This is a genomic window from Collinsella sp. LCP19S3_H3 (assembly GCF_052119145.1).
Taxonomy (GTDB): Bacteria; Actinomycetota; Coriobacteriia; order Coriobacteriales; family Coriobacteriaceae; genus Collinsella.
The window spans coordinates 180,346-197,785 of record NZ_JBQKFW010000004.1 but is presented as its reverse complement, the minus strand read 5'-3'; the positions used below and the strand labels follow the sequence as shown (position 1 = coordinate 197,785).

Sequence of the window (17,440 nt, the reverse complement as noted above, 5' to 3'; positions counted from 1 at the left end):
ACCCTTTATGTGGGGGTAGTCAAAAAAGCCCCGTCCCAAATTAGCTGCCCCGGCCTCGTCGGTGGGGGAGGGTCTGCTCCGCTATAATCGCCTAGGACATTAAATGGAAACGGGACGGGAGCCATACATGCGCCAGGGTTTCGACAACGCGAAGTATATCGAGCTGCAGGCTGCTCACATTAAGGAGCGCATCTCGCAGTTTGGCGGCAAGCTGTATTTGGAGTTTGGCGGCAAGCTGTTCGATGACTATCATGCGAGCCGCGTGCTGCCGGGTTTTGAACCGGACAGCAAGTTCCGCATGCTCAAGAGCATTGCCGACGACGTCGAGGTCATCATCGCAATCAATGCAAACCATATCGAGAAGAACAAGGCCCGTGGCGACTTGGGCATTACCTATGACGAGGACGTCCTGCGTCTGGTCGATCTGTTCCGCGGGAACGGATTTGCCGTTGCCGCCGTGGTCATCACGCAGTATGCCGGTCAGCCCGCTGCCGACGTCTTCCGCAATCGTCTAAACGCGCTCGGCATTCCCGCCAAGCTGCACTATCCCATCGAGGGCTATCCGCACGATGTCGACCTGATCGTTTCTGATGAAGGCTACGGCAAGAACGAGTTTGTCGAGACCACGCGTCCGCTCGTTGTCGTGACGGCGCCCGGCCCTGGCTCGGGTAAGCTCGCCACCTGCCTGTCGCAGCTGTATCACGAGCACAAGCATGGCACCGCTGCCGGCTATGCCAAGTTTGAGACCTTCCCGGTCTGGAATCTCCCCCTCACGCATCCGGTGAACATTGCCTATGAGGCTGCCACGGCAGACCTCGATGACGCCAACATCATCGACTCGTTCCACCTTGAGGCATATAACAAGACCACGGTCAACTACAACCGAGACGTTGAGGCGTTCCCGGTTGTTCGCGCCCTCATGGAAAAGATCTTGGGCGAGAGCCCCTATCAGAGCCCTACGGACATGGGCGTCAATATGGTCGGTTTTGCCATTACCGATGACGATGCATGCCGAGATGCCTCCAAGATGGAGATCGTGCGCCGCTATTTTGCCGCGGTTGAAAGCGTGCGCCGTACTGGCGTGGGCGATGAGCAGGTCGACCGTCTCAAACTCATTATGAAAAAAGCCGGCATCGACAAGAACTATTCTCCGGCACGCTCGGCTGCTCTCACCAGGGAGCAACTGACGGGCGGTCCCGTGGGTGCCATGGTGATGCCGGACGGTTCGGTGGTGACCGGAAAGACCTCAACGCGTCTGGGTGCCGCGAGCTCGCTCATCATGAACGCGCTTAAGCATGTTTCGGGCGTCGATCTTGAGCTCGAGGTCATCAGCGATGAGGCGATTGAGCCTATCAGCAAGCTCAAGACGCATTTCCTTGGCAGCAAAAACCCGCGTCTCCACACCGACGAGACGCTCATGGCGCTCTCTATCACCTCGGCCACGAGCGAGACGGCTACTCGTGTTCTTTCGGGTCTTGAGCAGCTGCGCGGCTGCGACGCCTTCTTTAGCGTGATTATCTCGCCTACGGACGAGACGGTGCTGCGCAAGCTGGGCATTAACGTGTGCTGTGAGCCCAAGTTTGAGCGCCGCGGCTTCTTCCATCGCTAAGATTGAGATGAGACGCCGCATCGGAGTGCGCACCCGATGCGGCGCTTAGGGGTTTTTAGGGCTTAATTTGCCGAAATTTAGGCCGTTTACCTGCCCAAAAGCGATTTGCGCGGTATACAATTACCTCAGTGGATACATCCTTTGCGGGGCTACCCATGATGGATGTTACCGGCCATCGAGGGATGCGCCGGTCATGCGCGGTGCTTTTGATGCTCGTGCTCGGTTTGAGGAGGCTGCCATGGCGGGCAAGGGTCGTGCGAGTGTCAACGATATGAAGCGTGTCGAGGTGCTGGTGCTGATGGAGATCGCTCGGCAATCTAAGGGAAACGGTGCGCCGTACGGTTTCTCGCGCAAGACACTCTCCGAGTGCGTAGGGGTTTCGCCGTATCGTGCCCGCGCTGCAATCGACCGTTTGGATTCTGATGGCCTTATCGAGGTCGTTTCTCGTTATAACGATGATGGCGGCCAGCTTGCAAACGGCATATGCCTGACCGGGCGAGGCGAGTGGTACCTTAAGGGTGTTCGTGCCGGCATGCTTGTTCAAGATATGTTGAAGGATGAGACTGCCGATCGGTAACAACACGGCAGTTTCGACGAGCCTGCACCGCCCAAAGCTACTTGGGCGGTGTTTTGTTTCGAGATGGAGAAATGCGGGCATGCGGGTGAAAAATAGCGAGCGGCTTGCTTTTCGAGTATTACAATGAAGACCCGTAAGATGTGAATGGAAAACTTCTACGGGAAGCGCAGGTAATTCAATATGACCAAGCATGTGTTTGTAACCGGCGGCGTAGTTTCGTCCTTGGGTAAGGGCATCACCGCGGCCTCGTTGGGCCGTCTGCTCAAATCGCGCGGCTACAAGGTGACGATGCAGAAGGCCGACCCGTATCTGAACGTCGACCCCGGCACCATGAGCCCGTTTCAGCATGGTGAGGTCTTCGTGACCGAGGATGGCTACGAGTCCGACCTGGACCTGGGCCATTATGAGCGCTTCATTGACGAGAATCTGACCCGTGATTCCAACTTTACGACCGGCGCTATCTACAAGAGCCTGATTGCCCGCGAGCGTCGCGGTGACTTTTTAGGCGGCACCGTTCAGGTGATTCCGCACGTCACCAACGCCATTAAGGATAAGTTCCGCCGCATCGAGGAGCAGACCGGTTCCGACGTGGTCATCACCGAGCTGGGCGGCACGATTGGCGATATCGAGTCGCAGCCGTTCGTGGAGGCCATCCGCCAGTACCGTAAAGAGGCCGGTCCCGAGAACGTCTGCTACATCCACGTGTCGCTCGTCCCCTATATCGCCGCCGCGCACGAGGTCAAGACCAAGCCCACGCAGCATTCGGTCAAGGAGCTTCGCAGCTTTGGCATTCAGCCCGACATCATTGTGCTGCGTTCTGATCACCACATCGACGATGCCATCCGTGGCAAGATCGCAAGCTTCTGCGACGTCGATACCGACTGCGTCTTTACCAACGAAGATTGCGCGAGTATTTACGATGTGCCGCAGCTGCTCGCCGAGCAGGACTTTGACCTGCGCATTTGCGAGCGCCTGGGCTTGGACCCGCGCGAGCGCGACATGAGCGAGTGGAACGAGTTCCTGCGCAAACAGAATCATGCCAACCACCATGCCGACAAGGTCAAGATCGCCGTTGTGGGCAAGTATACCCAGCTCCCCGATGCCTACCTGTCGGTCATCGAGGCCCTGCATCATGCAGGCGTTTTCTATGATCGTCATGTGGACGTGCAGCTGGTCGACGGCGAGAGCCTCGACGAGCAGAACGTCTCCGAGGTGCTGGGCGACGCATCGGGCATTTTGGTGCCCGGCGGCTTTGGCAAGCGTGCCCTGGAGGGCAAGATTCTTGCTGCCGAGTTTGCTCGCGAGCATAAGATTCCGTATCTGGGCATTTGTCTGGGCATGCAGGTCGCCGTGTGCGAGTTTGCCCGCAACGTGGTCGGCCTTGCCGGCGCTAGCTCCTCCGAGTTCGATCCGGACGGTCCGTTTAGCGTAATTGACCTGATGAGCTCGCAGGAGGACGTGACCGAGAAGGGCGGCACCATGCGCCTGGGCGCCTATCCGTGCAAGCTCGCTGCCGATACCCTTGCGCGCGAGGCCTATGGCGAGGAGCTTGTCTATGAGCGCCACCGTCATCGCTTTGAGTTCAACAATGCCTTCCGCGACCAGCTCGAGGACGCGGGTTTGGTTATCTCGGGTCTTTCGCCTGACGAGCGTCTGGTCGAGATGGTCGAGCTGCCGCGTGACGTGCATCCGTGGTATGTGGCCACCCAGGCCCACCCCGAGTTTAAGAGCCGTCCGACCAAGCCGCAGCCTCTGTTCCGCGAGTTCGTGCGCGCCTCGATTGGCCAGCACGAGGGTGTCGATCGCCTGCAGGTGACGCCCATGAACCTCGCGACGGACTAAGGGTGCCAGCGAACGAAAGACATACCGAAGATACTCCCTCGTTGCTCGATACGGTGACGGGGGAGTATCTTGATTACCTTGCGGTCGAGCGAGGCTTGGCGCGCAATACGATCGCGGCATATCGTCGTGACTTGACGACTTACTGTTCCTACCTGGAGCGGGCCGGTGTTGAGTCCTTTGAAGGCGTGAACCGTCAGATAATAGAGGGTTTTGTCGGTGATCGGCGCGACGGGGGCTACTCCGATGCCTCGGTGGAGCGTGCAGTTGCGGCCGTGAAAGGTTTGCATGCCTTTTTGGTTCGCGATGGAATCGTCGCCCAAAACCCGACGGCTGCACTGCGCCTGCCCAAAAAGGCGGAGCGCCTTCCGGAGTGTCTCTCGGTAGGGGATGTCTCGGCGCTCCTCGACCAAGATTTCCCGGAAGGGGAGATGGGTTTGCGGGACCATGCCATTTTGGAAGTGCTCTATGGATGTGGCCTGCGCGTGAGCGAGTTGGTGGGGCTCGATGTGGGCGACGTTCATTTTGACGACGGCTTTGTGCTGGTGCGCGGCAAGGGCTCGAAGGAGCGGCTTGCCCCACTCGTGGGAAGTGCCGCACGGGCTATGGCTCAATATATTGCTGATGGGCGTCGGCGCCTGGCCGCTCATGCCCGCGGGTCAAAGACGCCGGCAGTCTTTTTAAATAAGAACGGTGGTCGCCTGTCGCGTCAGAGTGTTCACGTCATATGCGAGCGATACGGGCGTCAGGTGGGACTGGTGGGGCTTCATCCTCATACCTTGCGTCACTCCTTTGCGACCCATATGCTTGCGGGCGGTGCCGACCTGCGCGTGCTACAGGAGATTTTGGGACATGCCGACATTTCGACCACACAGGTCTACACGCATGTCGACCGCACGCAGCTGACCGAGGTCTACCTGGCGGCTCATCCGTTGGCGCATCGCTAGCGACTCTTTGACCTGCATATTTACAACTAATGGGGGACGGACCCCAGGTTGTCGTGACGCGGTTTTGTGCGCGTATCGGCAATCTGGGGTCCGCCCCATCTTTTGTCTTGCGCCGATGCGCCGGTGGGTCGCGCGTGACGTTGGTGGGGAAGTTTGGGGGGTGATGTGAACGGCGCGTAAAGGGACACAAAATTCGCCTCAAGGTCAACTTGAAGGTTGAGGTTGAAAGCCGGGCTGCTACAGATGGCATCCCGGCTTTGCAGTAAACACAACATATTGTGTTTTCGAACATATGAACGAGGGTGTTTTACAGCATATAGAGGGTGGAGTGGTGGGGTGTTGTGGGGGAAGGTGTGGGGAAAGATGTTGAAAAATGGGGCAGTTCCCCATATTATTAATGACGTCGACAGGCGGGGTGGTTCCCCGCGTACGTGCCATCTGAGTAACCGAGGGGAGGGCGCACATGGGAATGACGGGTGCATACGAGCGCAATCTCGATGCAAAAGGTCGTCTGTCCCTGCCTGCACCCCTTCGCGAGGAGCTTGGAGAGCATGTTCGCGTGTTCAAAGCCCTGGATGTCGATGCTCTGTACGTGTTCTCTGCCGAGGCCTTCGATAAGTGGGTCGAAGGACTCTTCGCGGGTCGTGAGGGCCACGAGGGTTTTAACCCGCGTGACATCAACGACCAGAAACTCATGAGGGCGATCAACAAGCGCACCACCTCGATGGATGTGGACAGCGCCGGTCGTATCGGTCTTTCTGAGTCTCTCCGCAAGCAGGCGAACCTCGACCGCGAGGTCACGGTTGTGGGCAACTACGACCACCTCGAGGTTTGGGACCGTGCTACGGCCGATGAGGACGATGACGATGAGGCTCTGCTGGACCTCTTCTTCTCGTAAGGGCAAGGCATGAGTAACGGATGGAGCGTGGGATCTTGACACAAGAATATCGGCATGAACCTGTCATGCTCGGCGAAGTGCTTGAGTCGCTGCAGCTAAAGAGCGGATCTGTCGTCTGCGATTGCACCCTTGGCGGTGCCGGTCATTCGGTAAAGATGGCCGCGCAGGTGGGGGAGACGGGTCTTTTGCTTGGCGTCGATCAGGACGACATGGCCCTCGAGGCCGCTGGTGCCCGTCTGGACCGCGAGGTCCCCGGCGTCCCGCATCAGCTGCTGAAGGGCAACTTTGGCGACTTGGACGAGCTGCTTTGCTCGGCCGAGGTGCCCGGGGTCGATGGCTTCCTGTTCGACTTGGGCGTTTCGTCACCGCAACTCGATATCCCTGGCAGGGGCTTTTCGTATAACGAAGATGCCCCATTGGACATGCGGATGGATCCGGGTAACAACACCCTAAACGCAGCTGAGGTCATCAACACCTATAACGAACACGACCTCGCCCGGATTCTACGCGTCTATGGCGAAGAGAAGTTCGCCTCGCAGATCGCACGCGAGATCGTGCGTCGACGCGAGTCCGAACCGATTGAAACCACCGGTGAGTTTGTCGAGATCATCAAGGCTGGCATTCCGGCTGCCGCTCGTCGGCATGGCGGACACCCGGCCAAGAAAAGTTTCCAGGCCATTCGCATCGAGGTCAATCGTGAACTCGATGTGCTCGAGAGAGGACTTGACGCCGCCACCAGGTGGCTCAACCCGGGCGGACGCATCTGCGTCATCTCGTATCACTCGCTCGAGGACCGTATCGTAAAGAACCACTTTAAGGAGATGAGCCAGGGGTGCACGTGTCCGCCGGAGATTCCGGTGTGCGTGTGCGGCAACGTGCCGATACTCAAGGTCATCACCCGCAAACCCTTGGTTGCCCAACCCGATGAGGTTGCGCGCAACCCTCGGGCGAGATCAGCCAAAATCCGCGTGGCGGAGCGCTTGTAGCGTTACGCGCGCGATATTGGACCTCCCGCTCGCACCATAAACGAAGCTTAAACACACTACCAACGTACTCGGGATGGGAGGCGGCATATCATGGGCTACAACACCTCAAACGCAGCACTCGCCTATGATATGAACGCCATGCCCGCCTACCGCGAGGCACCGCAGGCGCCCGCTGCTCCCCGTGAGCAGCGCACACCGCGCTTTGATGTCTACACGGGCGCGGGCCGTCAGGCAAACCAGGCGGTAAGCCCGGTTTTCATGAGCGTTCTTAAAACGTTTTGCATCATTGCGGCTATCTTCATGACGATTGGCGTCGCCCGCGTGGCGCTTGCAAGCGTTACGGCCCAGGTGCTCAACAGCAACGCCGAGCTTACCAACACGCTCGAGAAGGCGACCGATGAGAGCTCTGACCTTGAGGTCATGCACTCTGTTTATGGTGCCGATACGCGCATTCGCGATCTTGCGGGCGCTTATGGCATGGTGGAGCCCAGCGAGAGCGTTACACTTGATTTTTCGCAGGATGCAGCCACGGGCGCTAGCTCGGTTGCGGCTGTCCAGTAATAAGACGGTAGCTGAGTATGACAAATGATTATCACCGCGGTCCAGACGGGAGTCGCGGGCAGGGACGTCCCTCTTCGCGGGGACGTTCTGGTTATCAAGGATCGGGTCGGTCATCTTACAACTTGGGGTCGAATCGTGGCAACGATCCAACGTCGCGCCTTCGCGGCTCGGATGACCCTCAAGTACGCAATAGCAGATCGAATAGACGATCTTCGACCGAATGGCTTACGGGGACGCCATTGCCTCGCCGTAATGTCGTCATGGGTTGTATCGGTTTGGGCCTGGCTGCGGGCGCCATCCGCCTTGCCGACTACCAGATCGTAAATGCCGATGAGCTGCGCGGGCGCGCCGATGCTCGACGCCTGCTTGCGGAGACGCTTTACGCCAAACGCGGCACGATCTACGACCGAAACGGCAACGTGCTGACGTCGTCGGTCGAGTGCAGCAATGTCGCCGTGAACCCACAGCTGATCGAGGATGTCGATAAAACGGTGTCGGCCTTGGTTAAGGCGACTGGAATCGATAAGAAGACTTGCCGCAAGCTGGTTCAGTCCGATGGCACCTGGGTGTATATCAAGCGCCAGGTGGACGAGGACGATGCCGCGGCATTGAAGAAGAAAAATCTGCCCGGCGTGCTCTTTGAGCAGGCGATGAAGCGCGTGTATCCATACGGCAATCTGGCTTCGCAGGTTCTAGGCGTGGTGAACGTTGACAACGTGGGCCTAACGGGCCTTGAAAAGCAATATGACAAATTGCTGACCGGAACAAACGGTACGCTGGTACGAGAGCGCGCGAGGGACGATAGCTATATTGCGGGTGGCGCCTATAAAAAGGTTGCCGCCATCGATGGCGTTGACATCGTGACGACGCTGGATGTCAATATCCAGCGTGCAGCAGAGGACGCTCTGGCGGAGGCGGTTGAGAAGACCAAAGCCAAGAACGGTTCGGCTTTGGTGACAGACCCTACTACCGGCGAGATTCTGGCCGCCTGTTCGTATCCGACCTACGACCCGACCAATTTGGAGAACGCCAAGACCGAGGATATGAACTTGCGCTTGGTCACCGATGCGTATGAACCCGGTTCGGTCTTTAAGACGCTCGTTGCAGGTGCGGGTTTCGACTTGGGCGTCGTGCGCTCGAGTACGTCGTTTGAGGTGCCGGCGAGCATTAAGGTCGGCGACGATACCGTCACCGATGCCGATAAGCGTGACTACGCCATGACCATGGATGTGCGCGAGATGATGCGCCGCTCATCCAATGTTGGCTTTGTATTGGTCGGGCATAAGATCGGCGCGGACGATTTTGCCGCGTACGTGGACAAATGGGGCGTTGGACACAGTTCGGGCATCGATTTTCCCGGCGAGAGCCTTGGCATTGTCAAGGAGCGTGACCAGTATGACGGTGCCACGTTGGGCTCGATGAGTTTTGGCCAAGCGCTGTCTGTCTCGCCGATCGAGATTGCGCGCGCCGTGGGTGGCATTGCCAACGACGGCGTGATGATGACGCCGCACTTTTATAAATCCAGCAAAGGCGAGGAGAAGGACTGGGGTGAGGGCGAGCAGGCGATTTCTGAGGATGCCGCCGCCCAGGTGACATCGTGCATGCAGACGGTCGTTTCCGAGGGCACGGGTGTCGGGGGCGCCGTCGACGGTTACGACGTGGCGGGTAAGACCGGTACGGCCGAGCGCGCCGATGAAAAGGGCGGCTACCTCAAAGCGAGCTATATGTCGTCCTTTATGGGGTTTGCCCCGGCGCAAGCACCCAGGGTTTTGTGCTATATCACGCTCGACGGAACGCCGAGCGGTTCGGATGCCGCCGCCGTGCCGTTCCAGGTCATTATGGCTAACGCGCTCGATGTGTTGGGTATCCCACGCACCAAGTAGGGGGTTACAATCCTGAAAAGGGCTGCCGATTAATCTGGAGGGTGTTCACATGCCCTGCACCACGCATGCGCGGCGCTGGGATACAATACGCCGATAGCATTATTAGGTTTACAGGGGAGCTGCAATGATAGAGATCGCCGTCAACAACCTCGCGGCCGCAACAGGGGCCCGGACCGTGACGGGAGAAGCCGATCGGGTATGCCGTGGGTGCGTTATCGACTCGCGCCAGGTTGAGGAAGGCACGATTTTTGTTGCCTTTCCGGGTGAAAAAGTCGACGGCAACGATTTTGCTTCCCGCGCCATCGAATCGGGCGCCGGCGCTGTTGTGATGACGCGCGAGCCCAACGCCGAGCTTGTATCGCTGGCTCAGCGTAAGGGCTGCGCCATCCTACACACCGATGATCCCGAGGAATTTTTGCTGCGCCTGGCACATGCCTATCGCACGCAGCTTGGCTGCCTCGTGGTTGGCATTACCGGCTCTATCGGTAAGACGACGACCAAGGATGTCCTTGCGGCAGTGCTTGCCAAGCGCTATCGCGTTTGGGCCACCAAGGGTAATTTCAACAATCTGATCGGTATGCCGCTCACGGTTTTGGCCGCTCCTGCCGACACCGAGGTGCTGGTTCTCGAGATGGGTATGAACCATTTTCACGAGATCGAGCGCCTTTCTCGGTCCGCCAATCCCAACCTTGCCATCGTGACCAAGATCGGCACCTCTCATATTGGAATCCTGGGAAGTCGCGAGAATATCGCCCGCGCTAAGTCCGAGATTGTTGGGGGCATGTGTGCCGCCGACGACCTTCTCCCGTTGCTGGTTTTGGGCGGCGAAGACGACTTCACCCCGTTCATTCGTGAGACGTTTGCCGAGCCCGCGGGTATCGACGTGATGCTGGCGGGTGTTTCGGATGTTGATGAGGTTTGCGCCCGCGGCATTCACATTGATGACGAGGGCCGCCCGGTCTTTACGCTTGACTTTGGCATGGGTGAGTCCGTTGACACCATGCTCGCCATTCCCGGCGTCCAGTCCGTTCCCAATGCCGTTAAGGCCGCCGCAGTTGCCTATCGTTTGGGTGTGACCCCCGAGCAGATCGACGCTGCCTTTAGGGGTATCGCGATTACCGGTCATCGTCAGGAGATCAAACACGCCAAGAGCGGTGCCCGCATTATCGACGACTCGTATAACGCCAGCGCCGAATCCATGGCTGCTGGCCTTGACCTGCTGTGCTCGCTTTCGTGTTCTGGCTCTCGAATGGCGATTCTGGGCGAGATGGGCGAAATGGGCGACGAGGCCCCCCGCATGCATGAACTGGTGGGCGCCTATGCCGCGGCTAAGAAGCTCGATATGCTGGCGTGCGTGGGCGGTGAGCTGGCCGCTCGTATGGCCGAAGCCGCGCGCATGATGGGCATGGATGAGGACCGCATCCAGGTGTTCTCCGATTATCAGCAGGTGCTCGACCGTATGGCCGGCGCACTTGAGAAACATGACGTTGTGCTGGTCAAGGGCTCTCGCTTTGTCGAGCTCGACCGCTTTGTGGAAGGTGTGTGCTAGCCCATGTTCGGGAACCCCGCGTATCCTACATACCAGGCCTTTTTGGGACTTGGCATCGCCGCCGCCATTGCGCTGCTGCTCATGCCGTGGTGGATCAAGCTTCTTAAGGTCGAGGGTATCGGCCAGCAGGTCCGCGCCGATGGACCCAAACGCCACCTGATTAAGCAGGGCACGCCCACCATGGGCGGCGTTGTCATTCTCGTAGCCGTTTCGCTGACGTGTCTTTTGATGGGCAAGCTCACCACCGAGCTTGTGCTCGTGCTGCTTGCCACGCTTGCAACCGGCGTTCTGGGCCTTATCGACGATTTGACCTCTGTCACGCACGGTCGTTCGCTCGGCCTGACGCCCCACGCCAAGATGATCGGTCTCACCATCATCTGCGTCACGTTTACCGTGCTTGCCGTCAGCTGGTGCGGCGTTGCCCCCGAGATTCGTTTTCCTGGCGGTCTGACGATTGACCTCGGTATCTTCTCGACCACCGTTGGTGGCCTTACCTTTCCGTGGCTCTACATCGTCTTTTGCTGGCTGATGATCGCCGGTCTTTCTAATGCCGTGAACCTGACCGATGGCCTGGACGGCCTTGCCGGTGGCACCTCCATGATTGCCATGCTTGCCATGGCTGCCATGGCGTTTTTGCACGGTGACGTAAACCTGTCTATCTTCTGTACCGCATGTGCTGGTGCTTGCCTGGGCTTCCTTTGGTTCAACTGCTATCCGGCGAGCATCTTTATGGGTGATACCGGCTCTCTTGCCTTGGGTGCGGCCTTTGCCTGCACGTCCATTATGACCAACACCGAGGTCGTCTCGCTCATCATCGGCGGCCTGTTTATCGTCGAGACCCTGTCGGTCATGATTCAGGTCGTCTACTTCCACTTTACGCATAAGCGCGTCTTCCTTATGGCGCCCATTCATCATCATTTCGAGAAGAAGGGATGGGCCGAGACTAAGGTCGTCATCCGTTTTTGGATTGTCGCTGCCGCTTTTGGCGCTCTGGGCCTTGCCCTGTTTTTCCAGTTGGGATAGTGGTTTTTCATGCCTCTTGCAGATTCCTTTAGCCTGCTCGTCTTGGGCCAGGGTAAGTCCGGTCTTGATGTCGCTCGCTGGGCGCTTGCGCACCCCGAGCGCGTGAGTACCGTTACCGTGTACGGTGGCGGCACGTCCGAGCCCAATGATGCCACGCGCTCGCTCGAGGCGCGCGGGGTATCGTTTGTCTACGGAACCGAGCAGGTCGAGGGCGCGTTTGATGTATGCGTGACGTGTCCGGGCATCTCGGAGTTCTCGTCATTCTTTAAGGCTGGCCGCGATCACGCTGTCCAGATCATGGGTGAGCCCGAGTTTGCCTACCGCCTGTCTCCCCAAAATTGGATCGCCATTACGGGCACCAATGGCAAGACGACCACCACGTCGCTGACCGACTACCTGCTTAAGGCAGCGGGCGAGGCGAGCGTTGCTGTCGGTAATATCGGTGAGCCTCCGGTGAACGAAATCGACGACCGCGCGCATAACGAGTGGTTTGTAGCTGAGCTTTCGAGCTATCAGATCGCAACGATCCAGGAGCTTCACCCCCGCGTGGCGGTGCTGCTCAACATTACCCCCGACCATCTGGGCTGGCACAAGAGCCATAAGAACTATGCGCTCGCCAAGATTAAGCTCTTCGAGAATATGGTCGATGATGACCTTGTGGTTATCGACGTCGAGGATGCCGGTATCCATGAATTCGATGAGTATGTCTACACGCCGGGTCGTCGCATCTGCAAGGTCGCCTTTGACGAGCCTGCGGGCGAGGACGCCGCATTTGTGCGCGATGGCAAGATGGTCATTCGCTTGAAGGGCGTCGAGACCCCGCTCATCGCCACGTCCGAGCTCAAAATCTCCGGACATCACAATGTCATCAATGCCCTGTGCGCTGCCACGGCTGCCCTGGCCGTCGGTGCCGATGTCGACGGTGTGTGTCGCGGCCTGGCCTCATTCCAGCCGCTGGAGCACCGCGTTGAGCCCTGTGGCGAGATCGATGGCGTGCGCTACGTCAACGATTCCAAGGCAACGAACACCGATGCGGTCGAAAAGGCCCTGACGGCGTTTCCCGACGACGACGTGATCTTGCTGCTCGGTGGTCACGATAAGGGCACGCCACTCGAGTCCTTCGCCCGCGTTGTCATGGACAACGTGCGATCGGTCGTCTGTTTTGGCGATGCGCGCGAGCGCTTTACCGCCGCTATGGACGAGGCCGATGTCGATGGTGACGTTGATATCGCTCAGGCTGACGACCTGCGCGACGCCGTCGACGTTGCCCGTTCGCTGTCGAGCCGAGGCGACGTGATCCTGCTTTCTCCCGCCTGTTCTTCGTTCGATGAGTTCTCGGGCTACGAGGAGCGCGGCCGCGTGTTTAAGGACTACGTGGCCCAGCTTGCCGCCGCAGCGAAATCGCAAATGGAATAGGGGCCGCCGGTGAGAGAGGAGAGCCCCCGACAAGGTATGAGGAGGCCCGACTCGGACCGCGCTTCCTCGCAGCGCAGTACGCCGCGTTCCGGTCGCGGCGGGCAGACGCTCAGCGAACGCTATATTGCCGGCGTCCCCGCCCGCATCATGCGCCCTCGTTTGATATTCATGGCGTGCCTGTTTACTTTAGTGTGCTTTGGTCTGCTGATGGTGTACTCGGCGTCATCGGTCGAGGCATTGCACGAGAACGGCTCGGCGACGTTTTTCCTGGTTCGACAGGCTACCTTTGCCGGGGTTGGCGTGCTTGCCATGGTTGCGATCGTTCGCGTCTTGCCGGACAGCTGGTTTGGGGAAGATGTACTTAGGATCTTCCTTATCGGCATGATTCTCTTGCTGTTTGCGGTATTTCTTGTCGGCAGTGGCAGCCGTGGCGCCACGCGCTGGCTCAACATCGCCGGTATTCAGTTCCAGCCGTCTGAGTTTTTAAAGCCGTTTGCCATCGCGTATTCGGCCATCATACTCGACCGTTTCTTTTCGCCCGGTGGCAACATCAACGAGTTCCTTCGTAAGATGGTCGTCTACTTGGGCATTTCGCTCTTTTTGATCTTTATCCAGCCCGATTATGGCACCGTCTTGATCATCTCGCTGACCCTCATGTGTATGGCGTTATTTGCGGGCCTAGATCCCAAGTTTATCATCGGCGTGATCATTCTCGTCGTTGTCATGAGTGTGTTTGCGCTTGTTGCAGAGCCGTACCGTATGGTGCGTGTTCAGGTTGCCCTGAACCCTTGGGCCGACGAGTATGGCGATGGCTATCAGGCAACGCTTGCCATCATGGCGTTTGCTTCGGGCGGCTTGTTCGGCCGCGGCATCGGTAACTCCACCATGAAGTATTCGTATCTGCCCGAGGCACACAACGACTATATTCTGGCCATTATCGGCGAGGAGGTCGGTTTTGTCGGGACCGCGCTGCTCTTCCTGGTCTTTGCGATGCTGATTTACTCAGCGTTTCGCATTGCCGAACAGGCTGCGGACCGTCGCGGAGCGCTCATGGCATCGGGTTCCGCAGTCATTATCGCGGTACAGTTTTTGATCAATGCGCTGGGCATTCTCAACGTGTTTCCCATGACGGGTAAGCCGCTGCCGTTTATCAGCTACGGCGGTTCGTCGATTATCGTATCGCTTATGCTTGCGGGGCTGATCTTGCGCGTCTCGCACGAGAGCGCCCGTCGTGATGAGTACGACCGTCGCCGCGAGAGCTTTGCCGTTATGGACGAGAGCACCGCCGGCGTGCCCCATGTGCGCGGCGATCGCCCTTCGCGCAACGGTTTTACCGTCTTGGATGGCTCTGCGTCCGAGCCGTCGGCTCGTCCGCGCCCGCGAACGGCTCCGCAGGGGCGTCCCCAACGCCCGAACCCCCGAAGCTCGGGCGGCGGATATAATCGAATCAATTTGAATTCGGACCCGTCGGCGCGTCTGCGCACCGACGATCAGGGACCGCGCGTACGAAGGGATTATCATGACCGATAGGATGACCGTTGCTATCGCAGCCGGCGGCACGGCGGGACATATCAACCCCGCGCTTGCCTTGGCTGAGGAGTTGCGCGACCGCGGACATCATGTTGTGTTCGTGGGCCAGTCGCACAAGCTCGAGGGTCGTTTGGTTCCCGAGGCCGGGTTCGATTTTGTACCTATCACGGTCACGGGCTTCGACCGTTCCCGTCCTTGGACCGCGTTGAGCTCGCTGTGGCGCGTCAATAAGGCCAAGCGCTCGCTCGCCAGCCATTTCTCAAAGGTTGGCAAGCCCGATGCTGCCATCGGTTTTGGTGCCTACGTCGAGGTCCCGCTGCTGGGCTGGTGCAAGGATGCGGGCGTTCCGTATCTGCTGCACGAGCAGAACTCTGTTCCGGGCCTGGCCAATAAGATGATGAGCTCCCATGCCGCCCGCGTGTGTATCTCGGTGCCGGCTGCGCGCTCTGTCTTTGAGCGCGAGGGCGACCCCGAGCATGTGCTCATGACCGGTAATCCGGTGCGCCGCTCGGTCATTGAGGGCGATCGCGCCCGCGGCCGCGAGGCACTTGGCATGCCCGAGGGCGCTGTGCTTCTGCTCGTCTTTGGTGGTTCGCTCGGTGCCCAGCATCTCAACGAGCGCGTAGCCTCGCTCAAGAGTGAGCTGCTGACCCGCGAGAATCTCTACATTTTGCATTCGACGGGAGCCGACGGCTTTGAGGACACCGAGCGTGCTTTGGCGCTGACGTCCGATGAGACGAAGCGCTATCGCGTCCAGCCCTACATTGACAACATGGGCGACATGCTAGCTGCAGCTGACCTGGTGCTCTCGCGCTCCGGCGCCTCGAGCGTGGCCGAGATTGCCGCCCTCGCCGTGCCTTCGGTGCTCGTGCCGTATCCGCATGCCACGGCCGACCACCAGACGACCAATGCGCGTTATCTGGTCGATGCCGGTGCCGGCGTGCTTTGTGCCGATGCCGATATCGATGCTCCGGCGTTTGCCGAGGAGCTGCTGCATCTGGTCGATGACGCCGCAGCGCGCGATGCCATGCGTCAGGCGGCGCGCGGGTTGGCTCAGGACCGCGCCGCCGCACTTTTGGCCGATGCGGTAGAGGGTTTGCGTTAGTTAGACGGGATATCGAGCTTGCGCTCGCGCGGATGCGGTAGGTGCGGTACAGTTAACGGGTTACAGGCAGTGTTTACGCAAGGAGTACACGAGCACATGGCTGATTCCCAGACTGCAACCTCCGCGCCCGAGTTCAAGAGCGCCCACTTTATCGGTATCGGTGGCGCCGGCATGAGCGGTATCGCTCTCGTTTTGCACGAGCGTGGCTATGCCGTTACCGGTTCCGACCTTAAGACCTCGCGCTACATTCGTCAGCTTACCCGTGCTGGCGTGAAGGTTCATGTGGGCCACGAGGCCGCCACGATCGATGAGGTCAAGCCCGACGTGGTCGTGGTCTCTACCGCTATTCCCGAGTCCAACCCCGAGCTTGTGCGTGCTCGCGAGCTCGGTATTCCTGTGTGGCCCCGCGCCAAGATGCTCTCGGCTCTGGGCCACGGCTACACCACCATCGCTGTTGCCGGCACACACGGCAAGACCACGACGTCCTCGATGTGTGCCACCATGCTCGACCGCATGGGTCTGGATCCCAGCTTTTTGATCGGCGGTATCGTCGAGGGTTACGATACCAACGGAAAGAACGGCTCGGGTGACTACTTTGTCGCCGAGGCCGATGAGTCCGACAGCTCGTTCCTGTTCCTGAACCCCAACGTGGTCATCGTGACCAACGTCGAGGCCGACCATCTCGACCACTACTCGGGCATCGAGGAGATCGAGGCCACCTTTGCCAAGTTTATGGGCCTGGTTGGAGAGAGCGGTACCGTCATCGTTTGCGGTGAGGACCCGCATCTGGTCGAACTCGCCAAGTCGACGGGTCGCCACGTGCTTTCCTATGGCTTTGCCGAAACCAACGACGTCGTCTGCGTGCATCCGGATGTCAAGGGCATTCAGAGCGACTTTATCGTTCGCTTTGAGGATGGGACCGAGCATGCTGTCGAGATCAAGAGCAACCCCGGTCGCCACAACATGCTCAACGCCACGGCAGTGCTAACCGTTGCCCATGTCCTGGGTCTCGACGTCGATGCCGCAGCCGAGGCGCTTTCGAGCTTTGAGGGCGTCCGCCGCCGCTTTACCCATGTGGGCGATATTGACGGCATCACCGTGGTCGATGACTACGGCCATCACCCCACCGAGATCAAGGCGACGCTTGCCGCCGCCTCGTCGCTGGGCTATAAGCATGTTGACGTCGTGTTCCAGCCGCACCGCTATTCGCGTTTGCAGGCGCTGTGCGATGATTTTGCCGATGCCTTCGCCAATGCCGATAAGCTGCTGCTCATCGATGTGTTCTCTGCCGGCGAGATGCCGATTCCGGGCGTTACCTCCAAGATGCTCGCTGACACTGTGCGCGCCAAGCACCCTGGCAAGGAGGTCGTGTACTGCTCCAGCCGTCTCGAGCTCAATCGTGAGCTCGAGAAGATGGTAGGTGAGGGCGATCTGCTGCTTACTATGGGCGCCGGCGACGTTACGACCGTTGGCCCTGAGTTCATCGAGTATCTGACTGCCAAGAAAGACGCTTAGCC

The 17,440-nt window shown here is 59.1% G+C and carries 14 protein-coding genes; all 14 read left to right on the top strand.

Annotation, left to right across the window (positions count from 1 at the left end; translation table 11 throughout):
- Positions 1 to 127 precede the first annotated feature (127 nt).
- Positions 128 to 1,609, top strand: a complete 1,482-nt coding sequence (locus ACTQZF_RS03640; protein ID WP_154515227.1) for a DUF1846 domain-containing protein — start codon at positions 128 to 130, stop codon at positions 1,607 to 1,609.
- Between the two features lie 193 nt (positions 1,610 to 1,802).
- Positions 1,803 to 2,186, top strand: coding sequence for a hypothetical protein (locus ACTQZF_RS03635; protein WP_441048612.1), 384 nt, complete (start codon positions 1,803 to 1,805; stop codon positions 2,184 to 2,186).
- 180 nt (positions 2,187 to 2,366) lie between these two features.
- A complete protein-coding gene (locus ACTQZF_RS03630; RefSeq protein ID WP_154515231.1) occupies positions 2,367 to 4,028 on the top strand; it encodes a CTP synthase in 1,662 nt (553 codons plus the stop codon).
- Positions 4,029 to 4,069: 41 nt separating this feature from the next.
- Positions 4,070 to 4,972 carry a site-specific tyrosine recombinase XerD gene (gene xerD / locus ACTQZF_RS03625; RefSeq protein ID WP_441033218.1) on the top strand — a complete coding sequence of 301 codons (903 nt, stop codon included), beginning with the start codon at positions 4,070 to 4,072 and terminating at the stop codon, positions 4,970 to 4,972.
- A 463-nt stretch (positions 4,973 to 5,435) separates the two neighbouring features.
- On the top strand, positions 5,436 to 5,870 hold the full coding sequence (locus ACTQZF_RS03620) for a division/cell wall cluster transcriptional repressor MraZ (RefSeq protein ID WP_035137949.1): 435 nt from the start codon (positions 5,436 to 5,438) through the stop codon (positions 5,868 to 5,870).
- A 20-nt stretch (positions 5,871 to 5,890) separates the two neighbouring features.
- Positions 5,891 to 6,856, top strand: a complete 966-nt coding sequence (gene rsmH, locus ACTQZF_RS03615) for a 16S rRNA (cytosine(1402)-N(4))-methyltransferase RsmH (RefSeq protein WP_441554574.1) — start codon at positions 5,891 to 5,893, stop codon at positions 6,854 to 6,856.
- Positions 6,857 to 6,946: 90 nt separating this feature from the next.
- Positions 6,947 to 7,417, top strand: a complete 471-nt coding sequence (locus ACTQZF_RS03610; RefSeq protein ID WP_441554573.1) for a hypothetical protein — start codon at positions 6,947 to 6,949, stop codon at positions 7,415 to 7,417.
- A 260-nt stretch (positions 7,418 to 7,677) separates the two neighbouring features.
- The gene (locus ACTQZF_RS03605) at positions 7,678 to 9,300 is read left to right on the top strand and encodes a peptidoglycan D,D-transpeptidase FtsI family protein (RefSeq protein WP_441554572.1); all 1,623 of its coding nucleotides are present in this window, start codon (positions 7,678 to 7,680) and stop codon (positions 9,298 to 9,300) included.
- A gap of 124 nt (positions 9,301 to 9,424) precedes the next feature.
- Complete coding sequence (locus ACTQZF_RS03600; protein ID WP_427719184.1) at positions 9,425 to 10,849, top strand: UDP-N-acetylmuramoyl-tripeptide--D-alanyl-D-alanine ligase; 1,425 nt, start codon at positions 9,425 to 9,427, stop codon at positions 10,847 to 10,849.
- A 3-nt stretch (positions 10,850 to 10,852) separates the two neighbouring features.
- The gene (gene mraY, locus ACTQZF_RS03595) at positions 10,853 to 11,872 is read left to right on the top strand and encodes a phospho-N-acetylmuramoyl-pentapeptide-transferase (RefSeq protein ID WP_441554571.1); all 1,020 of its coding nucleotides are present in this window, start codon (positions 10,853 to 10,855) and stop codon (positions 11,870 to 11,872) included.
- 9 nt (positions 11,873 to 11,881) lie between these two features.
- A complete protein-coding gene (gene murD, locus ACTQZF_RS03590) occupies positions 11,882 to 13,288 on the top strand; it encodes a UDP-N-acetylmuramoyl-L-alanine--D-glutamate ligase (RefSeq protein WP_441554570.1) in 1,407 nt (468 codons plus the stop codon).
- A gap of 36 nt (positions 13,289 to 13,324) precedes the next feature.
- Positions 13,325 to 14,818, top strand: a complete 1,494-nt coding sequence (ftsW, locus tag ACTQZF_RS03585; protein ID WP_441554569.1) for a putative lipid II flippase FtsW — start codon at positions 13,325 to 13,327, stop codon at positions 14,816 to 14,818.
- Entirely contained in the window at positions 14,808 to 15,923 is a 1,116-nt protein-coding gene (gene murG / locus ACTQZF_RS03580; protein WP_441554568.1) for an undecaprenyldiphospho-muramoylpentapeptide beta-N-acetylglucosaminyltransferase, read from the top strand. The genes ftsW and murG overlap by 11 nt, the downstream gene beginning before the upstream one ends.
- 96 nt (positions 15,924 to 16,019) lie before the next feature.
- Positions 16,020 to 17,438, top strand: coding sequence for a UDP-N-acetylmuramate--L-alanine ligase (gene murC, locus ACTQZF_RS03575; protein WP_154515246.1), 1,419 nt, complete (start codon positions 16,020 to 16,022; stop codon positions 17,436 to 17,438).
- Positions 17,439 to 17,440: the final 2 nt, after the last annotated feature.

Bases quoted from the DNA above. Each gene is read 5' to 3' on its own strand.
- ACTQZF_RS03640 (WP_154515227.1), top strand. From the start codon at position 128: ATGCGCCAGGGTTTCGACAACGCGAAGTATATCGAGCTGCAGGCTGCT.
- ACTQZF_RS03635 (WP_441048612.1), top strand. From the start codon at position 1,803: ATGCGCGGTGCTTTTGATGCTCGTGCTCGGTTTGAGGAGGCTGCCATG.
- ACTQZF_RS03630 (WP_154515231.1), top strand. From the start codon at position 2,367: ATGACCAAGCATGTGTTTGTAACCGGCGGCGTAGTTTCGTCCTTGGGT.
- ACTQZF_RS03620 (WP_035137949.1), top strand. From the start codon at position 5,436: ATGGGAATGACGGGTGCATACGAGCGCAATCTCGATGCAAAAGGTCGT.
- rsmH (WP_441554574.1), top strand. From the start codon at position 5,891: ATGGAGCGTGGGATCTTGACACAAGAATATCGGCATGAACCTGTCATG.
- ACTQZF_RS03610 (WP_441554573.1), top strand. From the start codon at position 6,947: ATGGGCTACAACACCTCAAACGCAGCACTCGCCTATGATATGAACGCC.
- ACTQZF_RS03605 (WP_441554572.1), top strand. From the start codon at position 7,678: ATGGGTTGTATCGGTTTGGGCCTGGCTGCGGGCGCCATCCGCCTTGCC.
- ACTQZF_RS03600 (WP_427719184.1), top strand. From the start codon at position 9,425: ATGATAGAGATCGCCGTCAACAACCTCGCGGCCGCAACAGGGGCCCGG.
- mraY (WP_441554571.1), top strand. From the start codon at position 10,853: ATGTTCGGGAACCCCGCGTATCCTACATACCAGGCCTTTTTGGGACTT.
- murD (WP_441554570.1), top strand. From the start codon at position 11,882: ATGCCTCTTGCAGATTCCTTTAGCCTGCTCGTCTTGGGCCAGGGTAAG.
- ftsW (WP_441554569.1), top strand. From the start codon at position 13,325: ATGAGGAGGCCCGACTCGGACCGCGCTTCCTCGCAGCGCAGTACGCCG.
- murG (WP_441554568.1), top strand. From the start codon at position 14,808: ATGACCGATAGGATGACCGTTGCTATCGCAGCCGGCGGCACGGCGGGA.
- murC (WP_154515246.1), top strand. From the start codon at position 16,020: ATGGCTGATTCCCAGACTGCAACCTCCGCGCCCGAGTTCAAGAGCGCC.